This is a genomic window from Paenibacillus sp. FSL F4-0097, from assembly GCF_038593125.1.
Taxonomy (GTDB): Bacteria; Bacillota; Bacilli; order Paenibacillales; family Paenibacillaceae; genus Paenibacillus_AQ; species Paenibacillus_AQ odorifer.
Window position 1 is genome coordinate 3,072,473 of the sequence record NZ_CP151965.1, and the last position, 14,984, is coordinate 3,087,456.

General features: G+C 44.2%; 13 protein-coding genes and 1 pseudogene. 11 read left to right on the top strand and 3 right to left on the bottom strand.

The features are described from left to right. Positions 1–229 precede the first annotated feature (229 nt). Both MHH86_RS13810 and MHH86_RS13815 read left to right on the top strand, forming a co-directional pair. Positions 230–373: a hypothetical protein gene (locus MHH86_RS13810; protein ID WP_155986615.1), complete on the top strand. Its 144-nt coding sequence runs from the start codon at positions 230–232 to the stop codon at positions 371–373. Positions 374–1,895: 1,522 nt separating this feature from the next. Next, positions 1,896–2,294 (top strand): DnaJ family domain-containing protein, encoded by a 399-nt coding sequence (locus tag MHH86_RS13815; protein WP_036686648.1) that lies wholly within the window; start codon positions 1,896–1,898, stop codon positions 2,292–2,294. A gap of 138 nt (positions 2,295–2,432) precedes the next feature. Here the strand turns inward: MHH86_RS13815 and MHH86_RS13820 are convergent, their stop codons facing one another. Beyond that, positions 2,433–2,855, bottom strand: a complete 423-nt coding sequence (locus tag MHH86_RS13820; protein ID WP_036686651.1) for a GNAT family N-acetyltransferase — start codon at positions 2,853–2,855, stop codon at positions 2,433–2,435. A gap of 139 nt (positions 2,856–2,994) precedes the next feature. Between MHH86_RS13820 and hrpB the strand changes: the two genes are divergently transcribed. Together hrpB and MHH86_RS13830 are read left to right on the top strand one after the other, a co-directional pair. Beyond that, positions 2,995–5,487, top strand: coding sequence for an ATP-dependent helicase HrpB (gene hrpB, locus MHH86_RS13825; protein WP_076316197.1), 2,493 nt, complete (start codon positions 2,995–2,997; stop codon positions 5,485–5,487). Between the two features lie 97 nt (positions 5,488–5,584). Further along, on the top strand, positions 5,585–6,169 hold the full coding sequence (locus tag MHH86_RS13830) for a general stress protein (RefSeq protein WP_051491471.1): 585 nt from the start codon (positions 5,585–5,587) through the stop codon (positions 6,167–6,169). A 958-nt stretch (positions 6,170–7,127) separates the two neighbouring features. On the opposite strand, the gene MHH86_RS13835 is transcribed toward MHH86_RS13830, so the two are convergent. Beyond that, positions 7,128–8,027: a LysR family transcriptional regulator gene (locus MHH86_RS13835; protein WP_249267711.1), complete on the bottom strand. Its 900-nt coding sequence runs from the start codon at positions 8,025–8,027 to the stop codon at positions 7,128–7,130. A gap of 104 nt (positions 8,028–8,131) precedes the next feature. On the opposite strand from MHH86_RS13835, the gene aroC reads away from it, so the two are divergent. The 5 genes and pseudogenes from aroC to MHH86_RS13860 all read left to right on the top strand — a co-directional run bounded on the left by aroC (position 8,132) and on the right by MHH86_RS13860 (position 11,979). Further along, entirely contained in the window at positions 8,132–9,187 is a 1,056-nt protein-coding gene (gene aroC, locus MHH86_RS13840) for a chorismate synthase (RefSeq protein WP_036686655.1), read from the top strand. A gap of 160 nt (positions 9,188–9,347) precedes the next feature. Then, positions 9,348–10,204 (top strand): annotated as a pseudogene (locus tag MHH86_RS13845) (NAD(P)-dependent oxidoreductase). Between the two features lie 35 nt (positions 10,205–10,239). After that, complete coding sequence (locus MHH86_RS13850) at positions 10,240–10,434, top strand: hypothetical protein (protein WP_036686658.1); 195 nt, start codon at positions 10,240–10,242, stop codon at positions 10,432–10,434. Positions 10,435–10,553: 119 nt separating this feature from the next. Then, entirely contained in the window at positions 10,554–10,883 is a 330-nt protein-coding gene (locus tag MHH86_RS13855; protein WP_076143978.1) for a hypothetical protein, read from the top strand. Between the two features lie 157 nt (positions 10,884–11,040). Next, positions 11,041–11,979: a GNAT family N-acetyltransferase gene (locus MHH86_RS13860; RefSeq protein WP_038570621.1), complete on the top strand. Its 939-nt coding sequence runs from the start codon at positions 11,041–11,043 to the stop codon at positions 11,977–11,979. A gap of 36 nt (positions 11,980–12,015) precedes the next feature. On the opposite strand, the gene MHH86_RS13865 is transcribed toward MHH86_RS13860, so the two are convergent. Continuing rightward, positions 12,016–12,906, bottom strand: coding sequence for a GNAT family N-acetyltransferase (locus MHH86_RS13865; protein WP_076224171.1), 891 nt, complete (start codon positions 12,904–12,906; stop codon positions 12,016–12,018). 158 nt (positions 12,907–13,064) lie between these two features. On the opposite strand from MHH86_RS13865, the gene MHH86_RS13870 reads away from it, so the two are divergent. Further along, positions 13,065–13,634, top strand: coding sequence for a GNAT family protein (locus tag MHH86_RS13870; RefSeq protein WP_076141468.1), 570 nt, complete (start codon positions 13,065–13,067; stop codon positions 13,632–13,634). A gap of 950 nt (positions 13,635–14,584) precedes the next feature. Next, the gene (locus tag MHH86_RS13875) at positions 14,585–14,944 is read left to right on the top strand and encodes a helix-turn-helix transcriptional regulator (RefSeq protein WP_036686667.1); all 360 of its coding nucleotides are present in this window, start codon (positions 14,585–14,587) and stop codon (positions 14,942–14,944) included. The last annotated feature ends 40 nt before the right edge of the window (positions 14,945–14,984 follow it).

The window sequence follows — 14,984 nt, forward strand, 5'->3', positions numbered from 1 at the left end:
GGTAGTCCTTTTTTTATTGAGTTGAGTCTTGTTAGAAAGAGTATAGCAATCGCCTGTGTTAATTGCACGATCCGGCTGTGAGTTAGAAGACTATCTTATAGGGAATAGAGGGCAATAAAATAGCGGGAGAGATAAGGTCACAAGCAAGTCCACGAGCTCGATTTGCGTACGGCGCGGAGTTAGTGTTGGCGGAGATAAGGGAGTGATGAAGGTGATAAGTGAGTGATGAATGGCGGAAGTAAATAGTAGCATCTATGGTGGCGAGGATGCATCGGCGTTGCGGACTGTATTGCAGCTATTTGGCGTTTTTCGTGTGTTTATTAGCAGTATCGGACTGTATAGCTCTTATCGCCGCGACTTTGAACAAAAGTAGGGTGTGTTAGAGCGAATAGCTGCATCTGAGTCCGAAAGTAGAGCAAAAAGGCATGAATTTGCGAAATAAGGCCATCTGAGTCCGAACGTTACATGGTGGTGAGGAAACATCGGCGTTGCGGACTGTATTGCAGCTATTTGGAGTTTTTGGTTTGATTTTTGATCGTTTCAGACCTCATAGCTCTTATCGCGGTGATTTTGAACAAAAGTAGGGTGTGTTTGAGCGAATAGCTGCAACTGAGTCCGATAGCAGAGCAAAGAGACCTGAATTTGTGAAATAAGGTCATCTGAGTCCGAACGTTTCATGGTGATGAGGATGCATCAGAGTTGCGGACTGTATTGCAGCTATTTGGAGTTTTTGGTTTGATTTTTGATCGTATCGGACCGCATAGCACTTATCGCTGTGATTTTGAACAAAAGTAGGGTGTGCTTGAGCGAATAGCTGCAACTGAGTCCGAAAGCAGAGAAAAAAGGCTTGAATTTGTGAAATAAGGCCATCTGAGTCCGAACGTTACATGGTGGTGAGGAAACATCGGCGTTGCGGACTGTATTGCAGCTATTTGGAGTTTTTGGTGTGTTTATTCGAATTATCGGACCGCATAGCGCTTATTACCGCATTTTTGAACAAAAGTAGGGTGTGTTAGAGCGAATAGCTGCAACTGAGTCCGAAAGCAGAGAAAAAAGGCTTGAATTTGTGAAATAAGGCCATCTGAGTCCGAACGTTACATGGTGGTGAGGATGCATCGGCGTTGCGGACTGTATTGCAGCTATTTGGAGTTTTTGGTGTGTTTATTAGAAGTATCGGACCGCATAGCGCTTATTACCGCGTTTTTGAACAAAAGTAGGGTGTGTTAGAGCGAATAGCTGCACCTGAGTCCGAAAGCAGTGAAAAAAGACCTGAATTTGTGAAATAAGGTCATCTGAGTCCGAACGTTTCATGGTGATGAGGAAACATCGGCGTTGCGGACTGTATTACAGCTATTTGGAGTTTATGGTGTGTTTATTCGAATTATCGGACCGCATAGCGCTTATCGCTGTGATTTTGAACAAAAGTAGGGTGTGTTAGAGCGAATAGCTTCAAGTGAGTCCGACAGCAGAATAAATAGGCCTGAATTTGTGAAATAAGGGCTGCTGGGTCCGAACGATCTATGGCGACCAAGATGTAATGAAGATGTAATGAGGGTGTAAAAGATGTAGTATACGAGCAAGAGCTCATGGTTCCAAACGTTTCACGGTGGCCAGTGTGTGCTGACGTTGCGGTTATGGACTTAGAATATACATTGTATACGATAGGATAGTTACGGAGTCCGAGTTATTCAACTGTGTGACGTGGGACAAGGGGCATTTGAGTAAATAGCTCGCCATCCCTATAGTTAACAGCATAGGAAAGATCTGAGAAAGCATTCCGGCACCTTGATGCAAATCCTAATTCTTTTATGCTAAAATTAACGCAATTCCGTAAAATATACTTTTGATTAGGCAGGGTTGATAATAGTGTGGCATTGGTGAAGGAGGCTGCGTATATGGGGATGATGTCTTGGTTAGCTGAGCAGCGGATTCAGGAGTCTATGCGTAACGGGGAATTTCGAGATTTACCTGGGCATGGCAAGCCGCTGGAGCTTGAGGATTTATCAGGTGTGCCAGAAGAATTACGGATGTCTTTTAATATCATGAAGAACTCCGGACTTGTTCCTGAGGAAATCTCTCTGCGAGCTGAATGTGTTACGTTGGAAGGATTGCTAGCGGCGTGTCATAATAGCGGAGGTGCAGAAACCAGTGAGGGCAAGGCTCTGCGGTCAAAACTGTCTATGAAAAGACTGCGTCTACAGGAGTTATTACGTGAACGCGGCTTGGATAGTAACCCTGCTTTTATGCAATACAGTGCTCAAATACACGGACAGATGATAAAGGAAGAGGATTAATGCTGGTTAGGTTACTGCCTAAATACCTACGGTCATTTGGACATCAGAATAAATAGTGTAAAATAAAAAGGCATCTCTTGGTCGTTTTAGACAGAAGAGCTGCCTTTTTGCTTGTTGTGTGTAACTAATCATGTATGCTCATCTAATTTGTTTGAAATAAACCCATTCCGGGTCGCCATCATCTAAATTCTCAATGACTCCGCTTTTAACAAACCCTTGAGAAAGACATAGTTGCTGCATGATCGTATTGGATTCATTGGTAGAGGTGAAAAGCTTGGGGGTTGGGCATTGTTCCTCGATGTAGCTAAGGAGTGTTTTGGCTATGCCTAGGCGTCTGAACTCAGGATCCACAATGACCAGCTGAATAAAACAACATTCGAAAAAGGTGGTATCGTAGCAAGCAAATCCTACAAGCGTTCCATTATGCGATGCTACGTAACACTGCTCATGATTGATATATTTTTCAATCTTCGATTTGCGGCTTTCATTGCCAATGATCTTGCTGTCTACTTTGGTTAGCATGGGTAGATCTGAAATTGTAGCTTTTGTTACGAATATCATAGTAAGTCTCCTTATTAATATTATAGAGGGTATGAATGGTAAGTCTTGATCTTTAAGGTTTTTTCACACATGATGAAGATGATCTAAGATAACTTCTAGGAAAATTATAACATATGATTATAGACGATGGAGAGATAGAATGAAACAGCTTCCGATTATACAGGTGCTTCCTGACCTGAAAAACATACTTAACACTGCGCAGGCAGCAGTACTTATCGCTGAACCGGGTGCAGGCAAAACAACTGGAACGCCTCCGGCGTTTTTGGACGAACCCTGGATGGCGGGTAAAAGCATTTTAATGTTAGAGCCTAGAAGGCTTGCTGCTAGATCTGCCGCCACTTACATGGCATCCTGCCTTGGAGAAAGTGTTGGACAGACGGTAGGTTATCGGATGCGGAATGACACTAAAGTAGGCAAAAATACGCGGATTGTTGTAGTCACTGAAGGAGTATTAACGAGAATGCTGCAAAGCGATCCTTCTTTGGGTGATGTGGGTTTAGTTATTTTTGATGAGTTCCATGAGCGCAGTCTTCATGCGGATTTGGGACTTGCCCTTGCACTGGAAGCACAGGCTGTGTTGCGGGAGGATCTAAGGATTCTTATCATGTCAGCTACCTTGGACAGTGAGCGGGTGTCTGCTTTACTAGGGGATGCGCCTGTAGTAAATTGTCCGGGCAGAACCTATCCTGTAGAAACAATCTATGTGCCAACTACTGGGAATCTTCCACTGGAAAAAACTGCTGCAGCTGCTGTGAGACATGCGCTTGCTGAACAACCCGGAGATATTCTCGTCTTTTTACCGGGGGAAAGAGAAATACGCAGAACTCAAAGTGAGTTGGAAAATGGGAGCTTGCCAGTTCCGGCAATTATTCGCCCTTTATATGGTCAGCTGCCACAAAATATCCAAGATGCAGCCGTGGCTGCATCTGTTCAAGGTGAACGAAAAGTAGTGCTTGCGACTTCTATAGCTGAGACAAGTCTAACGATTGAAGGCGTGCGAACGGTGATTGATACAGGGCAACGCCGTACACAGGTATTCTCACCACGCACAGGAATGCCGAGTCTTACGACGGTCCCGGTATCAAAAGCCTCCGCGGATCAACGGCGGGGACGTGCCGGACGGACAGCCCCAGGCGTGTGCTACAGGCTGTGGAGTCAGGAGGAGCATAATCGACTTCCGGATGACAATGTGCCGGAGATTATGCAGACGGACCTTGCGCAGCTTGCTTTGGAGCTGGCGCTGTGGGGCGTGCGCGATCCTGCCGCGCTATCTTGGCTTGACGCGCCGCCCGCTGCGCCTTATGCGCAGGGCACCGCGTTGCTGCGCCAGCTCGGCGCGCTGGACGCCGGCGGCGCCATTACGCCGCACGGCCACAGCATGGCCGCGCTTGGCGCGCACCCGCGAGCCGCGCATATGCTGCTGCGCGCGGCAGAGCTTGGCGCAGCGCCGCTCGCCTGCCGGCTGGCGGCGCTGCTGCAAGAGCGGGACCTTTTCAAGGGTCCCTCGGCCCTAGATTGCGACCTCACGCTCCGCGTTGAGGCGCTGCTCCGGTTCGAGCGCTCCGCTGATAGCGGCGGAGCGGACCCGGCGGCTCTGCGCGCTGTGCAGCGCGAGAGCCGCCTTTTCCTGGCGCAGCTGCAAGCCGCGCCGGGCGAGAACGTGAACGACATCAGCCGCTGCGGGCTGCTTCTGTCGTTCGCCTATCCCGACCGGATCGGGCAGAAACGCGGCGATGGCGCGTTTCTGCTCTCCTCCGGTCGGGGGGCGGCCATGCGGGAAGGACAACCGCTGGCCCGGTCACCTTATATCGTAGCTGCTTCGATCGATGATCGCGCTACACAGGGCGCAATTATGCTGGCAGCTGAGATAGAAGAAGGACAACTGCTTACCTATCATGCAGACCGCATCACCGAGGAAGCGGATGTGTATTGGGATAAAGAAAGTGGGAGTGTGAAGAAACGTCGTCGCACAATGCTCGGCGCGTTGGTCTTAAAAGAAACTTCACATGAAAGACCCTCCGCGGAAGAAACGGCAAATGTACTGTTAAGTGTCATCGCTACTGATGGCATTGAAATACTACCGTGGGAGAAGGGAACCTTACAGCTTCGCGAACGTTTGATGTTTATGCATACCTTACGTTCAGATTGGCCGGATGTCTCAGATGTTGCTTTAATTGCTACGTTGGATGAATGGCTTTTGCCATATCTTCAGGGTATGAGGAACCTCCGCGACCTTCAGCGTGTACCGTTAGCACGGGCGCTTGAGGGGATGTTGGACTGGAATCAGCGGCAGATGCTGGAAAAGGAAGCACCTACACATATATCTGTTCCTAGTGGCTCGCGTGTGCCCGTAGATTATACTAATCCTGCTGCCCCGGTATTGGCAGTAAGATTGCAAGAGATGTTTGGACAGCTGGACACACCTCGAATTGGAGGGGGGAAGGTGCCGGTATTGCTGCATCTTTTGTCACCAGCTAGACGACCTGTGCAGGTAACCTCTGATCTAGCAAGTTTTTGGCGGGGGACCTATTTTGAGGTCAAAAAAGATTTGAAAGGACGGTACCCGAAGCACTATTGGCCAGATGACCCATTACAGGCCATTCCGACTAATCGTACACGTCCCGTAAAATAATTTATGGTACTTATGCTCTTGAAATTTTCCCTTAGATGTTTGGTCTCCCGTTTAAAGGGTAATTACTAGCGAAGACAATTACTAAGGAGGGCTTCAAGTGACTAAAAAAATCGTAGGTATTTTCGACACAGAACAAGAAGCAACCAGAGCAATTGAAGGACTTCACAATCAAGGATTTAGTAATGATGAAATATCAGTAATCACACGTGATCGTGATGAGCTTAGAAACATCTCAGAGGATACAGGCACAAAAGCTCCAGAAGGAGTGGCGACAGGCGCTGCTACAGGTGGTGTAGTTGGCGGCGTTGCCGGATTATTAGCAGGGATCGGAGCATTGGCGATTCCGGGGATTGGACCGATCCTGGCGGCAGGGCCAATAGTTGCTACCCTTACAGGTGCAGCAGTTGGTGCAGGCGCAGGTGGATTAGTCGGCGGCTTGATCGGACTCGGTATTCCTGAGGATGAGGCTAAAGAGTACGAAGGTTATGTGGAAAGCGGCAAAATCCTTGTACTAGTCGATGATAATGGACGCGGCTATCAAGCGCATGATGTGTTCCGCGGCAACCGTTCGCTGAATACTCAGCGTTACGAAGGCGTCTATAACGAAGACACTAGACTAGGAAATTCGATGGCTAACAGAGCGGATCGGACGGCTGAAGTCTACAACCGCGATAAAATATAATCATTATAATAACCTGCTTTAAAAGCGGTAAAAGGTTACAAGGAGCGATTCTCCGATTAATGGAGAATCGCTCCTTTGCGTTTTTAGTCCATCGCGTCTCATGGAATCACCCATAACTCATCCACTTTTGAGGCATAGGGACCCAGAGGACGCTATTGGCTAATTTTTAGCCTTTGCAGCAGGATTTCGGACTCCATGGACGCTATTCTATAGAATGAGGCTCTTATTTGCTGTTTTTTTTGCCAATAGCTGCAATGGGGTCCGATAGGGCTCCAAATATTGAATAATATTGCGTTTAAGGTCCCCTGTGTCCTTTGCTAATACGTACCTGCATCGTTTCGGAGTGTCCCTATGCTGCTACGCCACGTGCTGTCTTTGTACTGCTACGTACACGCCCGATCACTGTGTCCTTTCCCACTACGTACCTGCATCGTTTCGGAGTGTCCTTATGCTGCTACGCACGTGCTGTCCTTGTATTGCTACGTAAGCGCACCCGGTCACGTGTCCTTATGCTACAGAGTATTCGCATCGGATTGCAACTCCGAACGTGCCCCATTTCGCAGTGTCCCTATACTGCTACGCACGTGCTGTCATTGTACTGCTATGTATGCGTACCCGATCACTGTGTCCTTATGCTGGAGGTGCATCGTTCCGCTGTGTCCTAATGCTGTTACGTACATGCAGGGTTCCCTAGAGTCCTTATACTGCTACGCACGTGTTGTCTTTGTACTGCTATGTATGCTCACCCGATCACTGTGTCCTTTTGCTATACATACGTGCATCGTTCCACTGTGTCCTTATATTGCTATGTAAGCGCATCCGGACTCTGTGTCCTTATCCTACTGGGCATACGCCCCCGGTTTGCAGCTACGAAATCGCCCCGTTCCGCAGCGTCCTTATGGTTGCTAAGCATATGCCCCGTTCCGCAATGTCCGTATGTGCTGCTACGTGCACGATCTTAATCAAGGATACGAAGCATGCGGACGAAAGAATCAGCTGCTACGGATAACCTCATATCGCGATGGATTGCGAATCCTATATTCCGGGGTGGAGGCGGATCATCTAATTGCAGCTCGAAAAGTTCTCCTTTTTGAATCTCCTCAATTACAAAAGAACGGCTAATAAACGCTACCCCGTAACCAAGTCTTGCGAATTCAGAGAGTAAATCGATGCTGCCCAGCTCTATATCTGGTTTAACGGACAAACTCTTACCAGCAAACCAATGATCAACAAACAGTCTGGTGCTGCTTTCTGGGGATAATAAAATAAAAGGTAACTCTGCAAGTTCTTTTGCCGTAAGCGAACGGTTTGCCAGTTGCTGAAAGGCTCGTCCCACTACAAAACAATCTTCAAGGGTGGCAAGCGTCTGAATATTTAATTGTGGATCGTCAATAGGCATATGGACGAGCGCACAGTCTATTTCGCCTTCTTTCAAACGTTTGGTGATCTCATGCGTTTTTCCGTGTGATAGCCGAATTCGTATACCGGGATATTGTTTGTGGAATGCGTTCAATTGCGGAAGCAAAAGATTTTTAATAAGGGAATCACTCGCTCCAATCCGAACTTCTCCTTCGTTTAACTGCTTTAGATTGTGAAGATGCTTTTGTGCAGAATCCAGCATGACTAGTGAGGGCTCAACATATTCCAATAACGCCAGTCCTTCCTCAGTTAGCTCTACACCTTTAGATAAACGATGAAATAATTTGAGTCCTAAAGAATCCTCCATTTGTTTAATGGCATAACTTACGGATGGCTGTGTAATATGCAATTCATTTGCAGCCTTTGTTAGATTTTTGTAACGAGCCGTATATAAAAAAATGCGATACCATTCAAGATTAAAGAATTTGATATAGATCACCTCTATGACAGTCTATTGAAAATGTGATTTCATTAATTGCAACAATCTTATTATAATTTGGATAGATAAATAATAAAAGAGTCGGCAATGGAGGTTTGAATATTATGGCAGGTAACACATTTGGGGAAGTATTTAAAATTACTACCTTTGGAGAGTCACATGGTGCAGCGGTTGGGGTCATAGTGGATGGAGTTACACCTAATGTTGAAATTGATGAAGCATATATCCAGAAACAGATGGATAGAAGGAAACCAGGCCAGTCCTCAGTAACTTCACCGCGTAAGGAATATGATGTTGTGCAAATACAATCAGGAGTATTCGAAGGGAAAACAACCGGAACTCCACTCTTTGTGGTCCTGTACAACAAAGATATGAAACCGGAGGCCTATAACGATATTCAGCATTCATTTAGACCCGGCCATGCGGATTATACTTTTTTGCAGAAATACGGAATTCGCGATCATAGAGGCAGTGGGCGGGCATCAGGCAGGGAAACAGCGGCAAGAGTAGCTGGCGGAGCGATCGCTCGGAAACTGCTTGAAAGAAGAGGAGTTGAGGTACTGGCCTACACGCAAGAGGTCGGAGGGATTAAGTGCCAAACCTTTGATGAAGATGTCATTGAACAAAATGCAGTCCGCGCCTGTGATGCTAAGGCAGGAGCTGAAATGATTAAAAAAATTGAACACTTAGCTTCGATTGGAGACAGCTGTGGAGGTATCGTGGAGTGTCGGATTAGAGGGGTTATTCCGGGTCTTGGAGAACCCGTATTTGATAAATTGGATGCAGAGTTAGCTAAAGCGATGTTATCTATCGGTGCTGTAAAAGGAATAGAGTTTGGAGCTGGATTCGAAGCGGCCTCTATGCTTGGAAGTGAACATAATGACGCGATGAATAAGGATGGATTTCTTAGTAACCATTCCGGTGGGATTATAGGCGGAATTAGCACAGGAGAAGAAATTATTTTTCGAATAAGTGTAAAGCCTACATCATCGATTTCTGTTACTCAACAGACCATAAACACGAATGGTGAAGAAGTAGAGATTAAAACGGAGGGCAGACATGATCCATGTATCTGTCCGAGAATCGTGCCGGTTGTTGAAGCAATGGCTTGCTTGGTATTGGAAGATCTTTATAAAAGACAAGCTGCTATTTTTGGATAAAAACACTTTATGATAATGATTCAACTCAAAGATTGCACCTCTTAGCATGCTGTGAGGTGCAGTCTTTTTTGCATATGTGGTATCATATGGATAATCATTCAAATTATGCTTTAACTCTAGCTATGCCATAAGATACGGTACAGCAAAAAGGAGGGAATAGATGAAAATCTTTGTTGCAGGTGCTGCAGGTGTGATTGGACGGCTATTGCTTCCTAAGTTACTTCAAGCGGGGCATGAGGTTATCGGTCTGACCCATAAAGAAGAAAACAAAACAATCCTTGAGAGCATTGGGGCACAAGCGGTAATCGCGGATGTGTATGAGCGTGAGTCTATATTTGCGGCTATTCGCGCAGCTCAACCTGAAGTGGTGATTCATCAGCTGACTTCACTAAGTCAGCGGAATTTTGCAGATAATTCAAGGATAAGAATAGAAGGAACACGAAATATTGTCGATGCTTCATTGGCATCCGGGGTTGAACAGATCATTGCCCAAAGTATCTCTTGGGCATATGAAGCTGGTGAGGGACCTGCCACGGAGAATACTCCATTAGATACTAATGCTTCTGAATTACGGATGAGAACCATTGATGGTATCCGCTCCCTTGAAAAAGCAGTCGCTGAGATTCCTAATCATGTGATTTTGCGGTACGGAATGTTGTACGGCCAAGGGACTTGGTATAATTCTGCAGGATTAATGACAGAAGAAATTCGGCATGGAAGACTGACAGCAACAGAAGCAGTTACGTCATTCCTTCATGTGGAGGATGCAGCTAACGCGGCGGCGCTTGCTCTGAACTGGCCTTCTGGTCCAGTCAATATTGTGGACAATGAACCTGCGCGAGGAATAGATTGGATGCCTGTTTTTCAGAACTCTTGGGAGCTCCTGGACCTGCTTCGCAAATGGGCAGAGAAGGCTGGGAACGGGGGGCGTCCAATACAAAAGCTCGAATGGATTACGGATGGAGCCCATCTTACCCGTCATGGAGGTCAGGTTTTGCTCAGAGCTTGAAGGGTTAGAGAGATGAATCCTTACATGTAGAAGGAGAGATGACATGAGTAAATTAAAGAATTTTTCTTTAGTAGTCGTGAATTTAATTGCTGATCTATGGTTTGGAATTGTTCGAAAACCAGAGTTTTATGATAAGCACGCCGTTACTAGAACAAAGAAAGGGTATGTCCTGTTTGTAACTATGGCAGGCATTCTCGCAGTGGGTTCTGCTTTTTGGTTATGCTCGAGAATATATTAGAAAAAAGACTGCCAATTGGCGGTCTTTTTTTTAGATATTGGACGTCAGAAAGCTACAATGTTATGTTAGTATTTAATAGATGGTTAAAAATTGAATTTTTTAAAAAGAGGAAGGTTCCAATGAATTCTCCTACACCGAACCAACGTGCGCTCACTTATTCTCAACAATCTATAATTGCCTCACGAGTCACCATTCCAAAGCAGGCTCCTTATTATGTTCAGCGCATAAGATTAATGTCCAAACTCATGGATGAAAACCGTGCTAAAGTAACGCTTATTGCCGCCTCAGCTGGATTTGGAAAAACGACACTTGCGGCTGAATGGGCTCGCACTCATTCCGATGAGGTTGCATGGTTGTCACTGGAACTTGCAGATAACCATCTTGTACGGTTCTGGTTAAGTTTGCATAGCGCAATTGAGAGAATCTTTCAGCCCTATGCTAATCGTTGAGGTTAAAAACCGGGTACAAGCCGTTTCTATGATAAAAGAAAAGCATTTGCTTTAAATCGGCAAAAGATTAATATAACAGTTTATTACCAAACATTTACTTTAAGAAGTGATACTATGGAATACAGAAGGTGATAGGACTAGCGAGGAGGAAATGTAAATGCAATTAATGGCATGGTCTGAATACGAGATTTCATATGACTTAAATAATGATTATTCTATTCGTATGGCAGACTCGGAAGAATGGGGACTGTACTGTTCCATTTATTATAATATGCAATATAATGGTTTTTTTAAAGAAGAAGGGTTCAATTCTGCCCAAAGAAACGCTTTTTGGATCTATAGAGGGGAGTCAAAAATAGGTGGAGTAAGGATGTCGCCTAATCGGATATATCATTTATTTGTTATTCCACCTTTTAACGATACATTTGTGGTGCTGAAGCTATTAAAAAAGCTTTTGATTTATTGGTCAGATAGCACAAAACCTATAAAAACCTTCGAGGTTCTGCCAGACCAGGTTCAATTATTTGCGCGGGCAGGGTTTTGGCCTGATGAGTTCAGATGCCGTTGGATGCACCGTCCTACAGATCATTTTGAGGTCGAATGGAACGAAGAGTTAAGGATTGAAAGTCCTCAGATCGAAGATAATGGTATGGGCGCTAAACGATTTATTCTTGAAGAGCAGATCGCCGAATGTAACTATGCGAGCTTTGATGGAAGTCTTGAGGCAACAAGAAGAAAGAAATTCTCTTATGAAGATTTTATCCCAAGTGAAGAACCTAATTATACAAATGAAGTATTACTTACAGCGTCCACGCTTGTGTATGATAAGAAATCGGGACAGCTAATTGCGAATTGTCTCTTGGGTTTACAAGATGATTACGCAGCAGTTTACAGTATTGGTGTAATACCTGCTTACAGAGGAAAAGGGATTGCTACACGGATGTTGAAAAGAGGACTTAATCTCCTGAAAGATAAGTATCCGATCCTAAGGTTATATGTCATGGAAGGTAATGACGCGGAGTCTGTTTATTTAAATCTAGGATTTGTCCCTGGAGTACAAGAGATACAGAGTATGTATATTCCTATGCACGATTAAGAAAGGCTGCCATGTGGCAGCCTTTCTTTTCGTTAACTAGGCATGAGAGGTAATAGGAAACATGAAATGTTGAGGGAGTTCTTTTAATAGCGGACGTATAAATAAGGTATCTTCACTTTGGAAAATTAATTCTGCCTTAACTTGATCGATTGGATAATCTGGTGTGAAATAAAAATGTATAACCTCAGTTTCCGGAGAAATAATGCTTTTCAATACTGTGTTGATATCAAAACTTGTTGTACTGATAATATCAAAAATATGAAGCTGATGATCCTCATGTTTAAAGATCACAATAACGTCAGCCTCTTCAATATAATAAAAGGAATCATGAAAAGGAAGAATAAAATAAAACAGCAGCTGATGTTCATTATTTATCACACTTAGCGCGGAGGATACCGGTGTTCTTTTGACTGCAAAATTTTTGATCATGCTAAAATCAACGGGGTTACCTATAGATAAAGGCCGCACAGAGTAGGTTGTAGTTGGCTGATTGCTAAGATGAGCAACGTTAAGTGAAAAGCTGCTTTCTTGCATGCGTTCAAACCCGAATTTAGGATAAAAATCCAAAGCGCGCTCATTAGCAAATAAGTAGAGGAAGTCGTATTCATGTTCGTACTTAGCGATAATGTGGTCTATTAATTTTCTGGATAAACCTTGCATACGATAATCAGGATGTGTCATCACCGTCCCAATTTGGATGGCGTTGTATTCTTTTTTGTTGATGAGAATAGTCATTTTATTAATAGATGCATTCGCAATGACGTGATCTTCATCGATAAAGGAATAACAAATATATTTGTCATTCCAGCCCCCTTGTTCATACCAAGGTTTAAAATCAATACCAAAGATTGATTGGGCTAAAGAATTGAAGCTAAGCTTATATTTATCGATGTGTTTATAATCGCTAATCAATTGATATTCATTCATAGTATATACCTCTATTTCAGATGATTTCGGGAATCGCGTTTTATGAATATATAATACTATGCTTTTAAACCGTAAAGTTGATTTTAAAAATACTATACCAATATAATCCTGTAGATGTGTTATCATAATCTCTAAATTATTAAACTCGGAGGTACAAGATGAGAGAGGTAGATTACAGTCATTATTTTTGGCAGGATGAGAAAATAAGACTAAGATCCGTTCAGGAAGAGGATTGGGAAGGTCATTACATCAACCGTTTCGATACACCAGCGCGGCGACTTTTAGAGTGTACTGTTGAACTACCACCTACCATAGCTGAATCCCGAAAATTTGTAGATACATTTGCAGAATTCTCATCACAGCGGCTGATGTTTACGATCGAGAATCTAAATGGCGAATATGTGGGTGGAGTAAATCTTAATAGCATAGACGAGAAAAATGGTACGTTCAGTATAGGCGTGCAAGTGGATAGAGATCATCGAGGTAAGGGGTATGGGACAAGAGCTATCAACATCCTGTTGAAGTATGCTTTTTTGGAGCTAAGACTCAACAAGTTTAACGAATGTGCGCTCGAAGGTAACGAACCCTCAGCAGCTATGCTCAGAAAAGTGGGCTGTGTCCAAGAAGGCGTGCGCCGGAAAGTAATTTATACAAATGGACAGTATTTAGACTTACTGTTGTTTGGATTGACGAAGGATGAATTTATGGAGAAAAACGCTATGAAATAGTGATTAGGAGAGGCTACTTGGAATGCGATTCTTCAATAACTGGAGGATCGCTTTTTTGCGTTTCGTTTTGTGGATCGATGTTCTATTGAAGCTTGCGGACTCAGAAGACGCTATTTGCAAATATTAAGCTTTTACAGAGTAGTATCGGACTCCAGTGCAGCTATTCCTCTAGTTTAGCTGTATATATGTTACTTTTTATGCCAATAGTGCCCATGGGGTCCGATAACACACCAAAAGTGGGGAAAAGCAGCGAATAGAGTCAATGGGGTCCGATAGTAGCTCGAACGAGCAACTGATCAAACCAACAAAGAATGGGAGGGGGGGCGTGCTGAAGCATGTGGATTCAGATAGAGTTTGGTTCTCGCTGAAGCTTGCGGACTCAGAAGACGCTATTTGCAAATATTAAGCTTTTTCAGAGTAGTATCGGACACCAGTGCAGCTATTCCCCAAGAATAGCTGTATTAATGTTACTTTTTATGCCAATAGCGCCCATGGGGTCCGATAACACACCAAAAGTGGGGAAAAGCAGCGAATAGGGTCAACTGGGTCCGATAGTAGCTCGAACGAGCAAACTTGAACAAACTAAACTGATCAAACTAAACAAAGAATGGGAGGGGTGTGCAGAAGCATGCGGGTTCAGATGGAGTTTGTATCGTGCCGAAGCTGTGGACCTACTTCTTCGAGGAATCATTCAACGCAATCAACGATGTACAGCCATTTATTCCATACTTTCATCATATGAAAAATTCACAATAGAAGACCAGAAAAAACTACACTCTCCCTGCTCACATCCACATAAATCATCCTACATACCACCAAATCTCTATAAACAACGGAATAAGTGAACCCTCTATCAAATTTCAGGTTGTGAAAGTTGGAAAATAGTGCTTATACTAGAGTAATAGAAGGAAAGATTAGCCAACAACATTTACAACATGAGGAGGGTTTATATGGCGTTTATGATTGCTCAACGAGCGTTTATCAAGGTGTATCTTATAACAATGGTAGAACAACACCGCGGTTACGGATATCAAATGCTGGAGGATTTACGTCGGGATTTCAAAGCCCATGGTTATTCCCCTCCACAGAGTGAAATCTATCGCGCCCTGCATGAGCTGGTGCAGCAAGGGATTTTATATCGTACCAAGCAGCTGAAAGGCAATGACCCTAAAGTGGATTTTCAAGAAATCGTACTTTACCATTTCACTTCAGATGGAGAAGAGAAAGCAAAGTTATATAAAAAGCAGGTAAAGACAGATCTTGACCGCTGCTTAGGCATTTTGAATAAAGCTGTTGTGGACAACTATTAGAACTGCAACTATAGTAATATTTTCAGGATGCTCTCACCCT